This is a genomic window from Shinella fusca (genome assembly GCF_014203155.1).
Taxonomy (GTDB): domain Bacteria; phylum Pseudomonadota; class Alphaproteobacteria; order Rhizobiales; family Rhizobiaceae; genus Shinella; species Shinella fusca.
In genome coordinates, this window is record NZ_JACHIK010000005.1 from 217,872 (window position 1) to 238,943 (window position 21,072).

Annotated in this window: 14 protein-coding genes and 1 pseudogene; 4 read left to right on the plus strand and 11 right to left on the minus strand. The window is 64.9% G+C overall.

Annotated elements, in window-relative coordinates:
- The 3 genes from HNQ66_RS10105 to HNQ66_RS10115 form a co-directional block, all read left to right on the plus strand.
- Positions 1-4,236: beta strand repeat-containing protein (locus tag HNQ66_RS10105; protein ID WP_184143711.1), on the plus strand; the 4,236-nt coding region annotated here is incomplete at its 5' end.
- A 94-nt stretch (positions 4,237-4,330) separates the two neighbouring features.
- The gene (locus HNQ66_RS10110) at positions 4,331-4,690 is read left to right on the plus strand and encodes a hypothetical protein (RefSeq protein ID WP_246434261.1); all 360 of its coding nucleotides are present in this window, start codon (positions 4,331-4,333) and stop codon (positions 4,688-4,690) included.
- An 8-nt stretch (positions 4,691-4,698) separates the two neighbouring features.
- Complete coding sequence (locus HNQ66_RS10115) at positions 4,699-5,820, plus strand: type 1 periplasmic-binding domain-containing protein (RefSeq protein ID WP_184143713.1); 1,122 nt, start codon at positions 4,699-4,701, stop codon at positions 5,818-5,820.
- A 257-nt stretch (positions 5,821-6,077) separates the two neighbouring features.
- On the opposite strand, the gene HNQ66_RS10120 is transcribed toward HNQ66_RS10115, so the two are convergent.
- The 7 genes and pseudogenes from HNQ66_RS10120 to HNQ66_RS10150 form a co-directional block, all read right to left on the minus strand.
- The gene (locus tag HNQ66_RS10120) at positions 6,078-7,259 is read right to left on the minus strand and encodes a glycoside hydrolase family 6 protein (protein WP_184143715.1); all 1,182 of its coding nucleotides are present in this window, start codon (positions 7,257-7,259) and stop codon (positions 6,078-6,080) included.
- Between the two features lie 83 nt (positions 7,260-7,342).
- Positions 7,343-9,463 (minus strand): cellulose synthase, encoded by a 2,121-nt coding sequence (locus HNQ66_RS10125; RefSeq protein WP_184143717.1) that lies wholly within the window; start codon positions 9,461-9,463, stop codon positions 7,343-7,345.
- A gap of 157 nt (positions 9,464-9,620) precedes the next feature.
- The gene (locus HNQ66_RS10130) at positions 9,621-11,963 is read right to left on the minus strand and encodes a cellulose biosynthesis cyclic di-GMP-binding regulatory protein BcsB (protein ID WP_184143719.1); all 2,343 of its coding nucleotides are present in this window, start codon (positions 11,961-11,963) and stop codon (positions 9,621-9,623) included.
- Entirely contained in the window at positions 11,960-14,128 is a 2,169-nt protein-coding gene (gene bcsA / locus HNQ66_RS10135; protein ID WP_184143721.1) for a UDP-forming cellulose synthase catalytic subunit, read from the minus strand. Before bcsA ends, HNQ66_RS10130 begins: the two co-directional genes overlap by 4 nt.
- 83 nt (positions 14,129-14,211) lie before the next feature.
- Positions 14,212-15,165, minus strand: a complete 954-nt coding sequence (bcsN, locus tag HNQ66_RS10140) for a cellulose biosynthesis protein BcsN (protein WP_184143723.1) — start codon at positions 15,163-15,165, stop codon at positions 14,212-14,214.
- Positions 15,166-15,250: 85 nt separating this feature from the next.
- A pseudogene (locus tag HNQ66_RS10145) lies at positions 15,251-15,514 on the minus strand (TetR/AcrR family transcriptional regulator); the annotation flags it as partial.
- A 162-nt stretch (positions 15,515-15,676) separates the two neighbouring features.
- A complete protein-coding gene (locus HNQ66_RS10150; RefSeq protein WP_184143725.1) occupies positions 15,677-16,795 on the minus strand; it encodes a hypothetical protein in 1,119 nt (372 codons plus the stop codon).
- 285 nt (positions 16,796-17,080) lie between these two features.
- On the opposite strand from HNQ66_RS10150, the gene HNQ66_RS10155 reads away from it, so the two are divergent.
- Complete coding sequence (locus HNQ66_RS10155) at positions 17,081-18,097, plus strand: substrate-binding domain-containing protein (protein WP_184143727.1); 1,017 nt, start codon at positions 17,081-17,083, stop codon at positions 18,095-18,097.
- 2 nt (positions 18,098-18,099) lie between these two features.
- Here HNQ66_RS10155 and HNQ66_RS10160 read toward each other — a convergent pair whose 3' ends face one another.
- From HNQ66_RS10160 to HNQ66_RS10175, 4 genes are all read right to left on the minus strand, one after another.
- Positions 18,100-19,143: a Gfo/Idh/MocA family protein gene (locus HNQ66_RS10160; protein ID WP_184143729.1), complete on the minus strand. Its 1,044-nt coding sequence runs from the start codon at positions 19,141-19,143 to the stop codon at positions 18,100-18,102.
- Between the two features lie 8 nt (positions 19,144-19,151).
- On the minus strand, positions 19,152-19,937 hold the full coding sequence (locus tag HNQ66_RS10165; RefSeq protein ID WP_184143731.1) for a ThuA domain-containing protein: 786 nt from the start codon (positions 19,935-19,937) through the stop codon (positions 19,152-19,154).
- A 107-nt stretch (positions 19,938-20,044) separates the two neighbouring features.
- Entirely contained in the window at positions 20,045-20,482 is a 438-nt protein-coding gene (locus HNQ66_RS10170) for a DMT family transporter (protein ID WP_452586675.1), read from the minus strand.
- A complete protein-coding gene (locus tag HNQ66_RS10175) occupies positions 20,427-20,987 on the minus strand; it encodes a TetR/AcrR family transcriptional regulator (protein ID WP_184143735.1) in 561 nt (186 codons plus the stop codon). The genes HNQ66_RS10170 and HNQ66_RS10175 overlap by 56 nt, the downstream gene beginning before the upstream one ends.
- Between the last annotated feature and the right edge of the window lie 85 nt (positions 20,988-21,072).

The following is a 21,072-nucleotide window of genomic DNA, read 5'->3' on the forward strand; positions in this document are numbered from 1 at the left end:
AACACCTTCACCCTCTCCAACGTCGCCTTCACGGTCACTGACAGCGACAACGACACCGCGCCCGGCTCCTTCAACGTCCAGATCGTCGATGACGTTCCCCTGGTCGATACGGCTGTCAACGGCAATCCCAACGAGCCGCAGGTAACGGAAGGGCATTCGATCTCGGGCACCTGGAATCTGGTTGCGGGCGCGGACGGCGTTGCGCCGTCGGAGTTCACGATCCAGATCGGCAGCGGCGACGCGCAGCAGGTTGTGTTCACGAGCGGCGTGATGACGATCGATGTCGCCAACGGCACGCTCGCCTTCAATGAAGACAAAACCTGGACCTTCACATCGCCCAACAATTCGGTCAGTGCCGACCAGAGCTTCACCTTCACGGTGAAAGCCGTGGACGGGGATGGAGACTCAAGCCAAAGCAGCGAGACGATCAAAGTTCTCAACAGCGCGGCTCCGACCGTGACCTCAGCTCAGGTGGTTGCCGACGAGGATGATCTGTCGACCGGCAACCATGACAGCCAAACGGGTGACGCCGAGCGATCCGGCATGACCGGATCCCTTGGCAACTACGGCGCCGACGGCGTCGGCTCAGTGGCCTTCGCCGCGCAGTCAGGTGCCGTGGTTGCGACAGACGGATCGTTCGTGAAGTCCGGTGGTGCGCAGCTCTATTACTATTGGGATGCCAGCGCGAAGGTGCTGTACGGCACGACGATTGCCAACCCGGCTACCTCAACCATTGCCGCCAATAGCGCCGCGTTCAAGATCGCGCTGACGGATGTCGGTTCGGGCGCAAACGCCGGCGCGAAGTATGAATTCACCCTCCTCAAGGCGCTGGACCACAAGGTGGCAGGCGAAGAGGACGATATCAACATTTCGCTCGGCTACACCATCAAGGACGGCAACGACGACGCGACCAGCGGCACGCTGAAGATCACGGTCGACGACGACATGCCGGTCGCGAATCCGAACAGCAACAGTATCAATATCGTTACGGATGACCTCGCCGTGGCGACGGTGGATGCGACGTGGAAAATCCTCCAGGGTGGCTCCAACATCAACTATTCGCACACCGAGAACAAGGACGGTGTCACCTGGGGCACCGGTGGAACGTCGGGCTACGAATTTGCCGATAGCCCGGCAATCGATCTTGCTCATCTGGGGACCAACGAGACCTTCTATCTGGGCAAGTTCACCCACAACAATCAGTCCATCGATTCGGGCACAAGCATTTCGAGCGCACAGTTGACCGTCAACTTCATGGCGATCATCAACGGCGAGGAGGTTCCGGTCGGTCCGATAACCATCACGTTCAAACACGACGAAACGCCGAATGATGGCACCGCGGAGCAAAATCGCGATATTATTACGATCACGACCCAGACTGTATCCGTGAACATCGCGGGGCAGGATTATACGCTCGCCGTGCGCGGTTTCGTCGATGAGAACAATCAGGTTGTCGATACCGTGCGGACCTACGAGGGGAAGGCCAATACCTACCAGTTGGCGGTGAGCTTCGTTTCGTCCAATACGGGTAACATCATGGCGACCGGCGACGTGATCGCAGATGATGCCGCCGGTGCGGACGGACCACTTCAGGTTTCCGCTGTCGCCTTCGGTACTCAGGGTGGCGCTCTTAATAGTTTGGGTGATTTCCAGGTGAACGGCGCTTACGGTACGCTCGTCATCAAGAAGGACGGCAGCTATACCTATACGCTGACCAAGGATGCCAGCCAGATCACGGGAAATGATCCCAAGGAAATCTTCACCTATACGGTCAAGGATTTTGATGGCGACACGTCCTCGTCGACGTTGACGATCGATCTCAACAAGGTCGATAGCCCCGCAAACCCGCTGCATGGCGACCGTGTGATCACCAATGTCGGAAGCAGCGACATCGTGATTTCCGAGGCCGCGCTGCGGTTCAACGATCAGGCCGGTTCGCAGATCGGCGCGGGCGCATCGAACCCTGTCGATCTTACTGTCAGCCATCCGCAGGCCGGCAACGACTTCATCGTCAAGGATAGCAATTCCAACGGTGGCCAGTTCACCTATAGCGGCACGAACGGAGGCACAGCCGACAATGCCCTGGTTACGGTCATCCAGCAAACCGGCTCGACGCTCACCGGTACGGTTTTCGGCGATATCCTGATCGGACGCGAAGCTGCCGATACGATCAACGGCGGCGCGGGCAACGACTACATCATTGCCAATGGCGGCGATGATATCATCGACGGTGGTGCTGGGGCGGATACCATGCTCGGCGGCAAGGGGAACGATACCTACATCGTTGACGATGCCGGGGATGTGGTCACCGAGCTCGCGGGCGAGGGAACCGATAAAATCAATGCATCGGTCAGCTATACGCTCGGCGACAATGTCGAGAACCTGACGCTGACGGGCAGCGCAAACATCAACGGCACGGGCAACGAGCTTGGGAACGTAATTGTCGGGAACTCCGGCAACAATGTGCTAAGCGGCGGTGCGGGTGACGATACGTTCATCCTCGAGGGCAACCTGACGAGCGCTGACACGATCAATGGCGGTGCCGACAACGACACATTGACGTTCACCGGTTCGACTTCGAACACGACTGCTCTCGACAATGTGACCAATATCGAAACCATCGTGCTTGGCTCGGCACCGACGAGCATAGTGACCAAGGATACGCTGGTTGCTACGGGAGCAACGCTCACCGTCGATGGTTCTGCGCTTAAGTCCAACCAGGCGCTGAGCTGGAACGGTGCGGCTGAAACCGGCGGAGCCTTCAAGATCACCGGCGGTGCGGGTAACGACAAGATCACCGGTGGTAACGGCGCCGACATTCTCGCTGGCGGCGGGGGTGCCGACACCTTGATGGGGGGCAATGGTGACGACAAACTCATTGGAGGTGCAGGAAAGGACACGCTTACCGGCGGAGCGGGAAAGGATACCTTTGTCCTTGATGGTTCCACCACAGATTATGACATCATTACTGATTTTAAGAACAGCGAAGGTGACGTAATCAATTTTGTAAACTTCAACCTGCAAAATCATACTGGGGTTGGAGCGATCAATTCAATCAAGACGGTTACTGCGACTGGGATTTTCGGCTCCGATATAGCGGGAGCTGATCTCGTTGTCTTTGATCTGAGCAAGAATTCCGCAGACACGGCAAGCGATATCGATACTCTCCTTAGAAATCAGAAGGGGACATTTGATGGAGGTGTATTTGTTCTCGCTTATTCTGACGTTGAGGGCAAAAATCTCGTCTCATTGTACTATGATTCAGATGCGGACGATAAGGGTGGAGCCAGGCTTGTAGCCGTATTCAATAATTATAGTGACGTCACGGCGAATGATAGTCCACGTTTTATGGTAAATTATGCTTCTATCTCAAGCATAGTTGACCCCATCGTCGTCGATCTCGACCACAACGGCTACAGCTTCTCCAGCGTTGAAAACGGTATTCACTTCGACATCAACGCCGACGGTTCTGCCGACCAGGTAGCCTGGAACACCAGCAACGACGGTATCCTCGCCTATGACGTCAATGGTGACGGCAAGATCGATAGCGGGAGCGAGATCTTCACGCCCGACTTCAACGGCGGCAAGTTCGCCAGCGGCGCGGCGGCCTTGGCATCGCTCGACAGCAACGGCGACGGCATCATCGATGCCGACGACGAGGCGTTCAGCAAGTTGCTGATCTGGCAGGATGCCAATGGCGACGGCGTCGGTGAAGCGGGTGAGCTCAGCCATCTGGCCGACCACGGCATCAGCGGCATCGGCGCGTCGACGACGGCGCCCTCGGTCGATACGATCGATGGACAGGCCATCGCCGGCGAAGGCACGGTCTACTATGCCGACGGATCGACCGGGAGCTACGTCGAGGTCAATCTCGATGCGCTCCTCGGCGACAGCGGCAATGTCGATGGCGACTCGACGGTGGGTGCGGATACATTCGTGATCGACCCGTCGGTCTTGGTCTCGGGTGGCGCGATGGCGGAAATCCTCACCGGCTACGACGCCGCCGAGGGGGATGTTGTGGATATTTCGCATTTGCTTGGCAACAACGTGACGGCAGACAATATCGGTGACTTCGTTCGGACCGTCGAGAGCGGGGACGGTGCGGCGGATCAGTTGCAGGTCAGCACGACCGGCAATGCGAGCGACTTTACCACCGTCGCGGTTCTGGATGCCAATGCCGGCGTGAAGATACTCTACAATGACGATCAGCATCACACGCAGAACGCGACCGTCTAACAAATGGACTGTATATCGGCCGCCTTTCGAGGCGGCCGGTTTCTCGATAAAAGGTAGACGAAGCCGGCCGTCTCGGCCGATCCAGGGGGACTTCATGTTTTCTATGCGAACGATTGTTGCCGCGGCGATCCTGCTTGCCGGTAGTGTGACCGCTCACGCGGCCGATCTTGGCGAAGAGTATTCGCAGTGTGCCTTGGCCACAGGTTCCACTCTGCTTGCCCAGCAGAGCAACGCCGCGCTTTCGGACGAGGTCGTGCGGCTGATGAATGAGGCGGTGGGCGTTGCTGACGATCCGAAGTGGATCAGTTCACGCCAGCCGGCCTTCACCTGGGCGTCCGAGGCCAAGGTCGCTTGCGGTAAGGCCTACGGTTATCTCAAGGCAAGCTATCGCGATGAAGATACGATCAACAAGTGCGAATGCTTCCATACGCGCATGCTGCAATATATGAACTGATCCCGCCCATGCGCCTCCTCTCATATTACGCTCGCATCGCTGGTGTCTGTACGCTGGTGCTGGGGGTGCTCACGGGCTGTCAGTCCGGATCGACACCCGATGTGCTTGCCAGCGCAAAACAGGAAAGCAGCGGTACAGTATCGGGCGCGCCGGCTAACATCGATGCTGCCAGCGCACATGTCGCGTTCTTCATCGATCGAAGCACAGCAGGCGCTGCGGGTGATTATCGTGACGGTGCGGCGCTCGCAGTGAAGGAGCTTGGGGCTGGCAAGTTATCGCTCACTGTCGAGGATGTCGCGGCAGGTTCCGCCGATGCGGCGGGACAGGTGCAAAAGGCGGCAGCGGGCGGTGTGAAGTTCTTTATCGGATCGCCTTCGCTGGCCGAGGCTGTCGCCACCGGAGCGAAAGGATCGCCGTTTGTGCTGCTTGCAAGCGAGCCGGTCGGAGATGGCGTTTCCATCATTTCCGACGAGATCGACGGCCTCATCGAGGTTGCCTCCTATGCGGCCGGCGCGGGCCGAACGCAGATCATGGCGGTGGCCGCACGCCCACTGAGCGATGCACAGGCGCAGCGCTTACGGGATGGTATAAAGAAGGCGGGCGCGACCCTTGTCGATATCGTGACCGATCCCGGCTCGACGGCTGGCAAGAAGAGCCTTGCCAGGCTGGGAGATGTGCAGGCGGTGCTGTTGATCGGAGCCGATGCGCCGAAGGTCATCGCCCCGATCCTACGGCAGGGCGGCGCGTTGCCTGCCGATGTTCCTTTCCTCGGCACCGGCACATGGCCTGCCGAAAGCTATGCCGAACCCGCACTGGAAGGCTCGCTGCTTGCCCTGGTGGATCAGACCGCCCTGAAACGCATTTCTACTCGCTTTCAGGAAGCCTATGGGCGCGCCCTTTCCCTTGAGGCGGCCTATGCCTTTGACGCCGTCGCCGTCGCCGCCGGGATAGCGCGTGCGAAAGGCGAGCAGGGCCTGACCCCAGAAGCCCTGCACGCCACTTCGGGCTTTGCTGGCGCCACGGGCGTCTTCCGGTTCGATGCGAATGGCCGCGCTGAACGTCGCTTCGCAATTTACCGCCTGACCCGCGGTAAACCCAGCCTACTGGATGCTGCCCCGTCAGTGTTCTGAGGCGCGGATACCCGGAAGCGCGACGATCCGCGTTATTTGCGGGATCTCTTGCGTACACCTGTCGAGGCAAGTGATCTTGGAGTACCCAGCATTGCATGCCTTTGCATGCACTACCAGTTTATATATTTATATCAATTGCATCTGCGTTCTCACCTTTGTTCTCCTTGGCGCGCTAATTCAATATAAAATTATGAAGGTGCCGATTTCCTACGGAAGTGAGCGCGGGCCGCGGTGCTTGAGGGCCAAAAATCAGGCGTTTATCTGCTGATGTCGAACGGTGGATTGGCGTGTTGGATGAGTTCGCGGGCTTGGTCGGGGAACCAGTTGCCGGCCGACGGTGCCGCGATGCCGCGGGCGGGGTCGAGCGGGCCGGGCGTGCCGCGGTGGCAGGGGCCGTCGGATTCGCCAGGGACTTTTATCCAGAGGAAGGCGTCGATATAGGGGTTGTCCGTCTGGAGCGTGGGGCGCCGGCCAAGGCCGCGTCCGGGTGGATTGCACCAGATCTCGGCATCCTTGTACCGTCCGTCCGGCGGGGTCCATGAACCTGCGCCGTTGCGGCTGGTGTCGATGACGGCGTGCTTTTGCCTTACCGGATCGCGCGTCAGTCCGGCCGCCGCGAAAGCACGGTCGTAGGCGCGGTCCGTTTCCGCCCAGGTCGTTATGTCCTCCTCGTTCGCCGGATGGAACTGGCTGGGGCAGCTTCTTGCTTCCAGCGCCCCTGCCGCAACGAGGGCAAGGCAATCGCTCAGCCAGGCGGCATACCGCGTGATCCGGTCGTCGCTCTCGAAATTCGAGACGTTGAGGAAAAATCCGTCCGCCTTGCCGATATTCGCCTTGGTCAGGCGGTCGGCGGCATCGCCGGGGGGAAGCCAGTTGCTGCCCGTGCCATCGAGATACACGCGGGTGCCCGGCATCGCCTTGAGGATTTCCACCGCCCGGCTCAACTGGGCGAACCGTTCCGCCGCGGCATGGGCGGGATCGGCCCCTTCCGGCCTGCAGGGCTCCGGATCGCCGTCGACGTTCCGGTTGAAGGGGATGACGCCGAGGCCGTCCGGCTCGAGCACGACGATCGCCTTCCCTTTGCCGATCCCCGCGGCGAAGGCTTCGATCCATCGGATATAGGAGGCCGTATCCCTTGCGCCGCCGGCCGAATAGAGGGCGCAATCCCGGTGAGGAATATTGTAGGCCACGAGGACCGGGACCGCACCCTCCGCCGCGGCCCTGTCCATGACATCGGCGACGGCCGCTCTCGCCTCCTCAGGAGAGCTCTCCATGAACCACGTCGCCGAGGGAACGCGCGCGAGGGCAAGGGCATCCGCCCTCGCCTGCCCTTCCAGCACCTCCGCCGCGACGGCCGCGCCGCTCCTGTCGTTGACGAAGAGTTTTTGCGGCTCCTGAGAGAAAGCGGCAGGGACTGCTGCAAGCGCGGAACAGGCCACGGCAAGGACGGTTGCAGCAGCCCTTTTCCAGCGCAAGCGGCCGGGGACGCGGAGACCTCTGCCCGCTTGTCGGCCGCGCGGTTTCACTGGCGCCTGTCCCGTTCGGTGCGCATTTCCGCAAGGGCGCGGATGGCGTCCTGCTGGCCGGTCTCGCCGAGAGCCTCGAAGAGGCGCATGGCATCGGCGCGCAGGCCGAGATTCTTGTAGGCATAGGCACGCAGCACCATCAAGTCGGTCGGCTCGTTCACGATCTGCCTGCGCTGGTCGAGGAATACGAGCGCTTCCCGGTAGCGCGACGCGCGGAAGCTGCTGACGGCCCTGTCGGCGAGGATCGCGGCCTGCAGCTCGCCGCCGCGGCGGCCGTCGAGCTTCGCCTTCGAGGCGGCAACGGCGGCGTCGCTCGTCAGGCCGGCCCGCAGATAGGCAAGGCTCTGGCCATAGGCCGCGTCGCTACGCGTCTGCCCCTCGCCCGCCAGCGCCGCCTCGAAGGCCTGCGCCGCTTCCAGCGGACGGTTGATCTCCATCAGGCACCAGCCGAGCGCCAATGCGCTTCCCGGGGCAAGGCCGTGCAGGTCGCGGGAGGTGCGGCAGCTCGTGCCCGTGCCTTCCGCCCGGCGCGCCGTGCGCTTGCTCCGTTGCGGCCGCGCGGCGACCTCCTCGACGGCGGGGCGGCGCTCCTCGGCCCGCTCCTGTGTCTCCACGCTCGCCACCGGCAGCTTGCGGCGCGGCAGGACCGAAGCGTCTTCCTCGCCGCGGCTTTCGCCGAGCCGTGCGATGCGTTCCGAGCGCTTGCCCCAGGCCTGCTTGACGGCGGCAAGGCCGGCCATGTCGTCGAGGCGCAGGCGCGCGACGCCGAGCCCGTAGGCGGCCGGCTCGTAGTCCGCCTTCCAGGACAACACCTGCGCGAACCATTGCTCGGCCGTCCGCGGCTGATCCATGGCGAGCGCATACCAGCCGAACTGCTCGCCGGTCTCCGGATTCTTCTGCTCCAGCGTCACCGCGGCGATGCGGCCGAGCACGTTCGTGTCCAGCACCGGCACGGGGTCGAGCGCCAGGAGGTTGGCGGTCGCGGCGAGATAGGTCTGCATCGCCTGGTCGGAGCTCGTCCGCCAAGGATACATCACGTCCTCCGCTTCGGCCGGCATCTTGCGGGCGAGCAGGATGAGGGCGAGGCCCTGCGAGGCGGATGCGGAATCCTCGATGGCCCGCGCCTTGCGGAAGAAGGGTTCGGCGACGGCATTCTCGTCGCGGCGAAGGTGATACCAGCCGAGCAGCAGGGCATCGGACGCGAGCCCCTCCCCCGCCACCAGCTTCTCGACGGTCTTGAGATAGGCGGGCGCGACCGTCAGGGCCGGGTCCTCCGCCCCCTCGCCGACGAAGCGGCGGGCAAGGTCGTTGCGGATCGCGTCGAATTCCTGCGAGCCGTCCGTTCCGGCATGCTCGCGCGCGAGGAGGTCCTGCATGTCGGCATAGCCGAGCAGCACGGATGCCTTCTGAACGGTCGCGATGCGGACCGGCGCGTCCGTGCAGTTGTTCAGCATGTAGAGATAGGCATCCTTGGCGCGTTGCAGGCGGTCCGTCCTGGCGAAGGCTTCGGCGACGCGCCAGAGCACGTCCGCATCGCTGCAGGTCAGGAGGCTCGGCGTTTCCGCGCCGATGCGCACGACCTCCTCGTTTCGCCCGCCGTTCGAGGCGGCGACGAGCGCGGCGCGCTTTTCCGCGACGTCCAGCCGTTCGACGAGGTCGGCCGGCGGGGTCCATTGCGGGTCCTGCTTCCGGCGTTCGGCAATCGCCGCACGCACGTCGGCATACCGCGACTGGCTGTAGAGCGCCCACATCGCCTCGAGCTGCCGGTCCTCGTTGACCGGAACGGCAAGGGGATTTTCCGGCGGCGTCCAGGTGGGGTAGAGCGTGCGCAGGCGGGCGATCTCGGCATTGAGCCGGGCGGTATCGCCGCGGGCCGCGAAATAGCGCAGCGCACTTTCGTCGACGACGGGGCCGGCGGGTGTCGCGTCCACGCCCTGCCCGGCATCCGCATCGGCCCCCTTCCCGGCCTGCGCGACGAGCCGGCGCGGCTGCTTGGCGTTTGCGGCATCGCCCGCGTCGAGGCCCGGCATCTGGCCGTCGGATATGGAAAAAGGCTGGCCGGCCAGGCTGGCCGCACCGGCAGAGACGAGGACGAACGCCATCAAGATCGACTTCATCCCGACCTTCCCCGGTATGCTAGCCACATCCGGCTCCCGGCCTGGACCGCGGCGACACCATGCGCCATGAACGACGGGACATGTCGCCATGTCCCCCAGGAAGAGCCAACCAGGCCCGATAAAAGCGCGATATGGTTAACCACTCGTAAAAACCGGCTCACGAAGACCTTCCGAAACGTCGCAAAAGCCCCGATGTGGCAATGCCGAGAAGGATCGAAAGGACGCAGAAGATCGCCGCATAGGCGAGGATGTTCGAGGAAAGCCAGTTGGCGGCGATGAGGCGCAGGTTGGCAAAGCTCCAGGGCTGGGTGGTAACGAACCGCGTGCGGGCGGCGGCGCGCGTATCGAGCGCGCCGGCATCCTCTCCCGCAAGGCTGGCATAGCCGTCGAGCTGCTGCCAGCGGACATCCTGTGCAAGGTCGTCCATGCCGGCCTTGAGCGCCGCGCCGCTCGGGGCCGTCAGCACGGTCCATGTCGCCGTTTCTTCCGGATTGTCGCCCTGCGCGACGAGGAAGCGCGCTTTCTCGTCCGGCGCAACCGGCGTTTCCGCCCCCGGCAGCAGGGAGAGCGAGGAGAAGGATATGTCGAACGTGGCCTGCAGCCAGGATTCGAGCGCGGAAATCTGCCCGCGCCATGAGCCGCCGCGCACGCGCGATTGCCATTCGGCGAAGGCTTCCTGCGTCGCCCCCTGCTGCGAGCCGCCCGAGGCCGGCGCACCCCAGGCGGATGCGCTTTCGGCCGCGATATGGGCCTGGCCGAGAACGAGGGGCGGGAGCTGCGAGATCGTGCCGACGAGGATGGCGTCGCGCCCGCTGATCGCCAGCGCCGAGGTTTCCGGCCGCACCCTTATGGCGCGGCCGCTCGATACCGCCAGCTTGCCGAGGAAGGTCGCCGCGGCCGACAGCGTGTCGCCGTCGAGGCGGTCGAGATAGAGCGCGGCCGGATCGGCCTGCCCGTTATAGGGAAAGCCGGTGCCCGAAAGCGCGGCGAGGTTCGGAAGCTGCGCGATGCGGGCAAAGCGCGGCAGGCGGAATTCGGAGGAATCGAAGAGGGCGAAGCGCGGCTCGGCAAGTGCCGTGGCGCCGGGCGCGCAGACCGTGTCGGCCCTGGTCATCAACACCGCCTCCAAGTCGATGCGGTTGGGCCCGGGCCTGAGGTGGCGCATCGTCACCCGGATCGGCAGGTGGCGGAAGATGCCGCCGTTCCGGCTGGTGATCGGCACGGTGGAGGCGATGCTGCCGTTGACATAGACGTCGACATGGCTGCCCGGCAGCACTTCTGCGGAATAGGCCGCGTCGAGCAGGAGCGTCGCCTCGCCATAGGCGCCGGCGTAGAAATCCGACGGAATGCCGATATCGAAGCCGGCGCGGAAGCGGCGGCCGCCGAACTCACTGGTGCGCACGCCAAGCGAGGCGAAGGTCAAAAGCGCCTCGCCCGTCACCAGCGGCATTTCGCTGGCATTGCGCTGGCGCACGCTGAGCGCTTCCCGGTTGACGCCCGGCGGCCGGTCGACGGGGGAGACGATGCCCTCCACCGCCGCCTCGATCGACGGCCAGTCCGGCCCGCTGACGACGAAGACCTTGCGGTCGGCGGAAGGCGTATCGACGAAGGTGGAGATCGCGGAGGAGCGCGCGGTCGCCGGCAGGTCGGGCAGGAGGGGTGAAAGATCGTCGGCCGTGCCGACCAGAACCGTGAGGTCGCCGGGCCCGGCCGTCTTCGGCAACGTCTCGACGACATCGAAGGTCTGGTTCGGCATTTTCGCCATCAGCGCCAGTCCCTGGCCGAGACGCATGAGGGCGCTCGCCGCTGCCGGCTGGCCCATTTCCGGCACGACCATCGTAAAGCGCGTCCGCCCCTCGGGCCCGACGCCGATGGCGGCGATGTCGTCGGCCGTCAGCAGCCGCCCGTCCGTCTCGCGCGGCACCGCAAGATAGGTGCGCGCGGGGTCGACCGCGGTCCAGAGGTCGTAGGTCGAGCGGATCGTGCAGTCGGTGCGGTGGCGTTGCGCCACGGCGATGGTGACGCGGTTGACGCCTGGCCGCAGCAGGCCGGCGGGCAGATCGAAACGGATGTCCTTTGTGCCTTCCGGCGACTGGATCGGCACGCTGCCAACCGAAACGTCATTGACGACGACCGTGAGGTTCGAGGATTCCGGCGCGACGACGACGGCGTTGGAATAGCCGAGATGGATCGCGGTCGCCACGCTCGCCTGCGCCTTCGTCAGGTAGATGGGGAAGGACTGGCTGTCGACCTCGCCGCCGAGGAGCAGCGAGGCAGCCGGGATGATGTAGCGCCGGACAGCGGCATCCGCCGGAGGGGCCTTCTTTTCCGGCATCGTCGTGACGACGGGCTCGTTGCCGCCGGCCTCCGGCGTCCTGTCGCCGGCCGGGCGCTCGCCGGACATGTCGAAGGGAACCGCGCTTTCCTGCGCGAAGCCGGCCGGGGCGAAGAGGACGAGGGAAAGGCCGAGCATGGCCGCCCTTGCAATGGAGAAGGTCACGATGCGGCCTCCTCTTTGCGCCCGCCCATGCTGCGCAGGAGATAGAGAAGCCCGCGGCTCGTCTGGTAGAGCGCGATGCCGAGGAACCACAGCGTGCCGCGCACGAGGCCCGGATTGGACCGGCGGGAAACCTGGAAATCGCTCCACTGGTTGGAGTTGGCGAAGATCAGGTCGGCGACGAGCGCATGGTGGCGCGCGATCTCCGGCATGAAGCGGCAGCCGATCGCCACGACATTGCCGAGGTTCTCGTGGTTGCGGATGTCGACCGGCAGCGCCTCCTCGTGCTCGGCGCCGTAGGGCACGAAGCGCAGTTCGGCGGTGGCACCGACGGGCGCCTCCGTTTCGAGCCCGAAGACCTGCATACGCGCGCCGTGCGCCGAGACGTTCTCCAGCGTCGCGGGATAATCCCGCCCGCCGAAGACGAAGCTGCAGCGGCGCTTGATCGTGACGCGCCGGCTTGCCGCCCGTTCGCTGCGCTCGGAGACGACGCCGAGGGCGCATCCGGCAATGAGGAGGTTCAGGAGGTTCCACCCGCCGACGACGAAGGTGACGTCGGCCTTGTAGGGCTCGGAATAGAAGCGGTAGATGCTCATCAGGAAGGCGACGAACAGCACGGCGAAGATCACGAAGAACGGCCGGCTGATCTCCGAAAGCCGCGAGACCCTGATCGATTCGTCCTTCGCCGTGACCTTGAAGGTCGGCTTGGTCGGATTGAGCATGACCGAGATGACGGCGGGCAGCAGATGCACGCTCTGCACATATTCGTAGAGCTCGGAGATCCACGGCCAGCGGAACGAGCCGTAGAGATAGTTCTGCATCATGAGGTTCACGAGCATGTAGGCGAGCGTATAGCCGAGGAATTCGCCGCCCGAGGCCGTGAAGATCTCCAGGTCGAAGAAGAGGTAGAAGAGCGGGGCGAAGAGGAAGATCGTGCGCGGGAACGGGAACAGCCAGAACAGCATGGACGACATGTAGCAAAGACGCTGCGAGGGCGAGAGCCCGCGCTTGAAGAGCGGGAAGCGGAAGCGCAGGATCTGCATCATGCCCTGTGCCCAGCGGCTGCGCTGGCCGATGAAGCTGGCGAAGGTGGCCGGCTGGAGGCCGGCGATCAGCGGCTTGTCGACATAGACGCTGTTCCAGCCGCGCGAATGCAGCGCCAGCGCCGTCTCGCAGTCCTCGGTGATGGAAAGGCCGGAGAAGCCACCCGCCTCGTTGAGCGCGGCGCGCCGCAGCACGGCCGCCGAGCCGCAGAAGAAGGCCGCGTTCCACTTGTCGAGGCCGCGCTGGATGATGCCGTAGAACATCTCGTTCTCGCTCGGCATCGTCTCGAAGGTGCGCAGGTTCCGCTCCAGCGGGTCGGGGTTCAGGAAGAAATGCGGCGTCTGGACGAGGAAGAGCTTCGGATCGTCGGCGAAATAGCCGACCGTCTCGCGCAGGAAATCGCGCGCGGGGGCATGGTCGGCATCGAAGACGGCGATGAGCTCGCCGGTCGAGTGCTGCATGCCGTTATTCATGTTGCCGGCCTTGGCGTGCTCGTTGCGCGCACGCGTCAGGTAGTTGACGCCGAGATCGTGGCAGAGCGCCTGCAATTCGCGGTGGCGCGCGCCGGCCGTCTGGGCTTCCACCACGGAGGCCGCGTTGCGCTTCTGCTCGGTGCCACCGTCGTCGAGCAGCCAGACCGTCAGCTTGTCCGCCGGGTAGTCCATCGCCTTCGCCGCCGCGAGCGTGTTGGCCAGAAGAGCCGTGTCCTCGTTGTAGCTCGGCACGAAGACGTCCACGGAGGGCAGCCTTCCGTCCACCGCCGTGCGGCTCTTGCGCGGGGGCATCGGCATGGCCACGACGAAGAGGCTGAGGGCCAGCATCATCACGCTGTACATCTCGGCGAGATAGACCAGGAAGCCCGGGATGAAGTTCTCGAGCTGGTTGACCGGCGGCAGGGTGCTCGTCGTGCGCCAGTAGACGTAGCGCAGCACCACCGCGGTGCCGAAGGCGAGCGCGATGAGCCGCCAGGTGCCCTCGGCGCGCAGCACCTTGATCACCGCCATGAACGTGACCACGGCGATGCTGGCGACCAACTGTGTCTGAAGATTGATAGGCAGCGTGATCACAAGGATCACCAGGGCGGACACGAGCGCCCACAGGATAACCGTGCCGGAATGTCTCATACACCCGTCCTTCGCCATCATAGCGTTGAGGCAAGATTTACCGTGAGACCCTTAAGGAAAAATTTAGGCTAGCGGCCCGGACGTCATTTGCAGGTCGCCGACCCCGATGCGCCCGTCACGCAGACCGGCGACGGCACCACGACGGCATCGGTCGCGGTCGCCGTGGCATTGCCGCCGGTGGGCGAGGGAACGATGACGGCGCTGCCCGTTCCCGTCGTTTCCGCCCGCAGGGCCGGCTTCCTTTCCGGCACCGCACGGGCCCGGACGACACGTCCTTCCGGCTCCGCCGTCGCCGCCTTGCGCTCGTCGAGCGGCACGCGCAGCGGCTCGCCGCCGCCGATCTCGCCATCGACGGACGCGGGCTTGCCGTAAGGGTTCCATGTCGCGCCGGCAAAGCCGCCGACGATGGTATAGCCGTACATCAACTCGACCAGATCCTTCTCCGAGGCGCCCGCCTCGCACACGCGAAGGCGGATCTGGATCATGCCGAGGCTGTTGAGCTTGTTGCGGTCGGCCTCGTCGGAACGGATCTGCTGCCAGCCGTAGAGGCAGCCGTCATTGCCGGCGCCACGGCCGTAGGCGTAGCCGAACGGCCCGTAGCCGTTGCGTACGAAATTGGAGGAGATCGCAAGCGCCCGGCCGGGAAAATAGGTCCGGATCTCGGACAGGATCGCCGAATGGCGCACCGGCTTGAAGGCGAGCGTGCCGCCGGGCATCGCGACCGTCTCGACCGGGCCGAAGGCCTGGATGCTCAGGAAATTCTGCCCGGGGGTGGCGGCGGATGTCGACAGCGCCACCTGCTGCTCGACGGCATTGGTGTATTGCCGCTGGACCACGCTGACGATGGAAGACGTGCCCGGCGCGGGCACGACCAATGCGCTCGAGGCCGGCACGATCACCGACGTCGTCGCGATACCCACGCCCGGCCGCGCCGCACAACCCGCGGCGGCCATCGCCGTGACCGTACCGAGGAGCGCGGCCCTTGCGAGGAACGGTCCACCGCGACGTGAAAAACGAATCTTCGCCGAATCTTCCATGGAGAAGTCATAGTTCGCCGGCCGGAAAATAGGAATCCCCAGATACGCGGCGAGACGAGAGCCGCCAGGGTCCGGCCTCCGGGCCCTATGCCTTGAGGTAGTTGATCACCGCATCGGCGATCATGCCCTTGTGCCGCGTCATCGTCTCCTCTTCGGAGAGGTCGCGGCGGAAGATCATGCCGAACGTATGGCGGTTGGAAACGCGGAAGAAGCAGAAGGCGCTGATCAGCATGTGCACGTCGATCGGGTCCGCCCGGCGCGTGAACACGCAGTGGATGTTCTCGATGCTGACCAGCCGCACGAAATCGGGATTGGCCTCGTCATGGTCGAAGGTGGTCGAGATGAGGGTGCAGGTCTCGCGAAAGGCGCGCTTCGGCACCGCTATGCGTTGCGAATTCCTCGGTGGCGACGATACGGACGCAGTCCCTCCGAAATCGTGCTCGATATCCTGCCGGACACGCAGAACGGGCCGTTCACCAAGGAGGACGGCAAGCGCATTGCCTAGGAAGCCTCAGGCTCCCGCCTCGTCCTGGCTTGGGGCAAGGCCGAGCGCCGTGCGGAGCACCGCCTTGCTGTGGCGGGCGAAGCGCATGGCGGCGAGCCGTCCGCCCATCATGTCGCGCGGCGGCAGCGGTGCGGCAAGCTGCGCGGTCATGTCATTGGCGGTCACCGCGACATGGCGAATGTTTTCCAGGACGCAGAGCCGATGACAGAGCGATCCCTGCCGCACCACGACGGGAAGGCCGAGCTGGGCGGCGCGGCCGAAGATGCCGCAGGCATGGTCGCCCGCAGGCGGATAGAGGCACCAGACCGCATCGCTCGCCGCATAGGCGCCGAGCAGTTCAGCATCCGAGATGACGCGGTCCACCACGACCCCGCCGGCGCCCCGCAGGGCCGCAGCATGGGCCGCCATCTCCTCTGCCACCTTGCCGCAGGCGATGAAGCGGAAGCGCGCCCGCAGGCTGGTGAACCCGACATAGCTCTCGGAAAAGAGGTCGAACCCCTTCCGCCAATCCTGCGCGCCGATGGCCGTCAGCACGAGGCGCCCGCCCGTCCGCCGTGTCTCGCGCAGCAGTTCCACGGCCGTGCGTTCCTCCGCGGTCAGGTCCCAGAGCTGGAAATCGTGGATCCAGCCGTCGGCAATCGCCGCAAAGGCCGGGAAGACGTCGAACGGCAGGGCCGTCAGCGTGCGGATCGCACCGATGCGCCGGAGACGGCCGAGCACGGCGCGCCTCCACCGGCACCGGCGGTTGCCCGACACGGCGAGCGGCAGGGGCCGCAGCAGCAGGCCGACCGTCCGCCGTCCCATGAGCGCGCGCAGCAGCCCGGCGAATACATAGAGCAGGAAGCTCTCCTCGGCCGCCAGGAACAGGACAGGCGCGCGGGCGAAAAGGATATCCCGGAGCCATCCCGGCCGCGCGCCGAACGACCGCTCGAGTAAACGGAGATAGGCGGGAAAACGCCCGCCGGCGGAAGGGACATGGACGAGCGGAGGCCCCGTCCGATCGGCCGGCGGCACGGTGCGCCCCCGCCGGAGCCACCCGTCTTCGGCTCGTGTGAGGTTTTCCGGCAGCAGGCCCGACCGCGCAAACGGACCCGCTGCAGCCGGCCGCTCGATGCTCGACTGCATGACTTCCCCCAAAGATCGTCGCAAAACCGGGCCGTCCCTGCCCGGAAAAAATCATTGGCAGGCCGCAGTAAATGCCGCCCGCTTCGCCATTCACATAGAGGCGACCTAGAAGTAAATTACAACCTTCTCGCTAATATCGTTACCTTAACTTGTCTTTCACGAATTTCAAGCGGGATTATGCAACTTAAGAAAGTGCCGGCGTGCAGGCACCCAAGGCCCGGTCCCTCGCTTGCTCCCCCCGGCCCGAAGGGCCATAAAGGGCGGCCAGAACGCCGGGGAGAGCGAATGAAACTGAAGGAATTTGCCGCCCGCATCGGCCTGTCGCAGACGACGGTGAGCCGGGCGATGAGCGGATATCCGGAGGTGAAGCCGGAAACGCGGGCGCGCGTGCTGGAAGCGGCCGAGCGGCTCGGCTACCGGCCGAACATCAGCGCCCAGCGGCTTGCGACCGGCCGGGCCGGCGCCATCGGCATCGTCTTCCAGGGCGGCGGGCGCTTCGGCCCGCATTCCAGCGAATTCATGGGCGGGCTTTCGACGCGCCTGCAGAAGGACGGCATCGACATCCTCGTCTCGACCGTCGAGACCGAGGCCGACGAGGCGGCGGCCTACAGGCGCCTTGCCGCCAGCAAGCGGGTGGATGCCGTGGTCGTGCACACGCCGAAGGTCGCGGATGCGCGCATCGCCCTGCTCCAGAAGCTGGGCCTGCCCTTCGTCGTGCACGGCCGCAGCGAGGCCGAAAGGCCCTTCGCCTTCCTCGACATCGATAATTTCGGCGCCATCGCCACCGCCACGGAGCATCTGGCCGGCCTCGGCCACCGCCGCATCGCCCTCATCAACGGCGATCCGGCAAACACCTATGCGCGCGACCGGGACCTCGGCTACCGCACGGCGCTTGCCCGCCGGTCGCTTACCGCCGATCCGGCGCTCACCGGCCACGGCGAGTTCACCGACGAGAACGGCTTCCGGCTGATGCAGGGTTTCCTGGCCCTCCCCGCCCCGCCCACGGCGGTCATCGCGGGCTCGATGATGTCTGCGCTGGGTGCCATGCGGGCGATCCGCATCGCGGGGCTTGCCGTCGGCAGGGACGTCTCGCTCATCGCCCATGACGACGTCTTCCCCTATCTCAGCCCGGAAAACTTCGTGCCGCCCGTCACCACGACGCAATCACCGATCCGCTCTGCAGGCGAGCGGATCGGCGATCTTGTGTTGCGGCTGCTGCGGGGCGAGGCGCCGAAGGCGCTGCAGGAGATATGGCCCGTCGATTTCCGCGTGCGCGGCTCGACCGGCCCGGCGCCCGGCTGATCTCAGACCTTGAGCTCCCGGCGCTCCTTTTCCGTCTCGATGGCGAGATCGAGCACCTTCTGGAGATCGGCGGCATGGCGGAAGCCGGGCTCGACCTGCTGGTTGGCCGCGACGGCGGTGGCGAAGCGCTGGTAGTTGGTCGGCACCGTGCCGGCGTCGATCTCCCGCCACACGGCCTTTTCCACATCCTCGCCGAGGCAGCCGCGCAGGCGCGAACCTTCCGTCGAGTGGATGACCTCCAGCGCGCCCCTGTCGCCATGCATGCGCAGGCGCAGTTCGTTGAGATGGCCCGTCGCCCAGCGGCTCGCATGGATGACGCCGAGCGCGCCGTTGGCGAAATCCACCGTCATGGTGAAGCTGTCGTTGGCGTCGAGGTCGTATTCGCCGATCCGGTTGTCGGGCGCCTTGTCGAAGGCCCTCAGGCGCGCGAAGACGTGCTCCACGTCGCTCGCCGCGCCGTAGCCGGCAAAGTCGAGGATGTGGATGCCGACATCGCCGAGCACGCCGTTGGAGCCGTGCTTGGTGGAAAGGCGCCAGGGCCACTGGCTTTCCGTCGCCCAGTTGCCCCAGGCCTTGGAAACCAGCCAGCTTTGCAGGTAGGAGGCCTCGACATGGCGCACATGGCCGATCTCGCCGGCCAGCACCATGGCGCGCGCCTTCTGCAGCGGCGCGACGTTGCGATAGGTGAGGTTCACCATGGTGACGAGGCCGGAGGCCTCGGCCGCCCGGGCCATCTCGTCCGCTTTCGCATGGTTTTCCGCCAGCGGCTTCTCGCACATGACATGCTTGCCCGCCGCAAGCAGCGCCAGCGTCGTCGGATGGTGCGCCCGGTCCGGCGTCACGTTGGTCGCCGCGTCGAAACCGTCCCAGGCGATGGCATCGTCCAGCGAGGTGAAGACGTTGGGAATGCCGTGCTGCTCGGCGAAGGCCCTGGCGCGCGAGGGATCGACGTCGACGGCGCCGACCAGTTCGACACCCTCGATCGCGGCGAAGTGCTGGGCATGGCTGTTGGCCATGCCGCCCGTTCCAAGAACAAGAAGACGCATCGCTTTCCTCAGCGGTAACCGGCTTCGCCGGCCTCGTGGAGTTTCGGGCCGCGCTCCTCGATGGGCTCCAGCGCCCGTTCCACCGGCACGTTCGGCGCATCGTGGATCGCCTTGTAGGTGCCCTGAGGGTTGAAGGCCCATTTCACGCCGTTGACCAGCACCTTCTGCACCGTCGCGTCGTGATAGGTCGGATAGGTCTCGTGGCCCGGACGGAAATAGAAGACGTTGCCGGCCCCGCGCCGCCAGGTGAGGCCCGAGCGGAACACCTCGCCGCCGGCGAACCAGGAGATGAAGACCGTCTCCAGCGGTTCCGGCACGGAGAATTGCTCGCCGTACATCTCCTCGTTTTCCAGCACGAAGTTCTCGCCAAGGCCTTCGGCGATGGGATGGCGCGGATTGACGACCCAGACGCGCTCGCGCTCGCCCGCCTCGCGCCATTTCAGCGCGCAGGGCGTGCCCATCAGGCGCTTGAAGATCTTCGAGAAATGGCCGGAATGCAGCACAAGAAGGCCCATGCCTTCCCAGACGCGCCTTGCCACGCGCTCCACCACCGCGTCGTCGACCGCGCCGTGGTCCTTGTGGCCCCACCAGACAAGCACGTCCGTGTCCGCAAGGCGGGCCTCGGTCAGCCCGTGCTCGGGCTCCTGCAGCGTCGCCGTCGTCGCCTCGATGGCCGGGTCCCTGTTGAGAGCGTCGGCGATCGTGTTGTGCATGCCGTCCGGATAGATCGAGCGGACGATTGCGTTCGTCTGCTCGTGGATGTTCTCACCCCATACGATGGTGCGTATTGCCATGTGCCGTTCCTTCAAGGCCGAAAATTGAAACCGCTTTCAATTCGCGCAACCGATAGAACCAGACCCGCTTCTTGGCAAGCGGGGGCCCTGCCGATTCCAGCTCCCTTTCAGTGGAATGTCGATTTGGAGAAAAGGTTCAGCACAACGACGCCCGCAATGATGAGGCCGAGGCCGCACACGGCGGCAAGGTCGAGCTTCTGGCCGAAGGCGAAATAGCCGACGAGCGAGATCAGCACGATGCCGAGACCGCTCCAGATGGCATAGGCGATGCCGACCGGAACGTAACGCAGGCTCCAGGAGAGGAAGTAGAAGGCGACGGCATAGCACGCCACCATCATCACCGTCGGCAGGAGGCGCGAGAAATGCTGCGCGGCCTGCATGGCGGAGGTCCCGAGCACCTCGAAGACGATGGCGACGACGAGGACGGCATAGACGGCGGTGAGGTTCATGGCATGGCTCCGGCACACACGGCGCGAAAGGCGGGAAGGATCAGGAACGGGAAAGCGCGAGCAGACGCGCGAGCATGGCGGCGCGGGCCTCGGCATCGATGACCGGCGCCCCGAGGAGATCGGCAAGCCAGAGGCCGTCCACCGCGTAGCGCACGAGGAGGGCATCGAGGAAGGAATCCGTGCCGACATTCTCGGCAAGGTGCCGCTCCATCCATTGCCGCCAGCGCTCGCGCAGGTGCGGCTCGGAAATCAGCGCCACCGTCAGCACCTTCCACTGGTCGCCGTCCTGCAGGCCTTCCGGCTGGAAGAACACCGCCGCATAGGCCCGCGTGAAGCGGCCCTTCGGGTGCGGGTCCTCACGCATCCGCTCCGCCAGCGCACGGTCGAGCTTTTCCGTGAGGTCGGCAAAGAGGCCGTCGAGCAGCGAGAGCTTGTTGGGGAAGTGGTGCAGCAGCCCGCCCTTGCTGACGCCGGCGGCCTGCGAGACCGCATCGAGCGTCACGCTCGCCGGCCCCTTCTCCAGCGATAGCTTCGCCGCGACCTCCAGCAATTGCTGGCGGACGGCTTCGGGTTGCTTCCTGCGGTGATGGGCCTTGCTCATGGTATAAACATACCGTCTGGACGGTTTTATGTCAATGGCGCAAGCGCGCGCCGGCAAGTTGCCGCAGGCGCGATGCGGCGTTGCC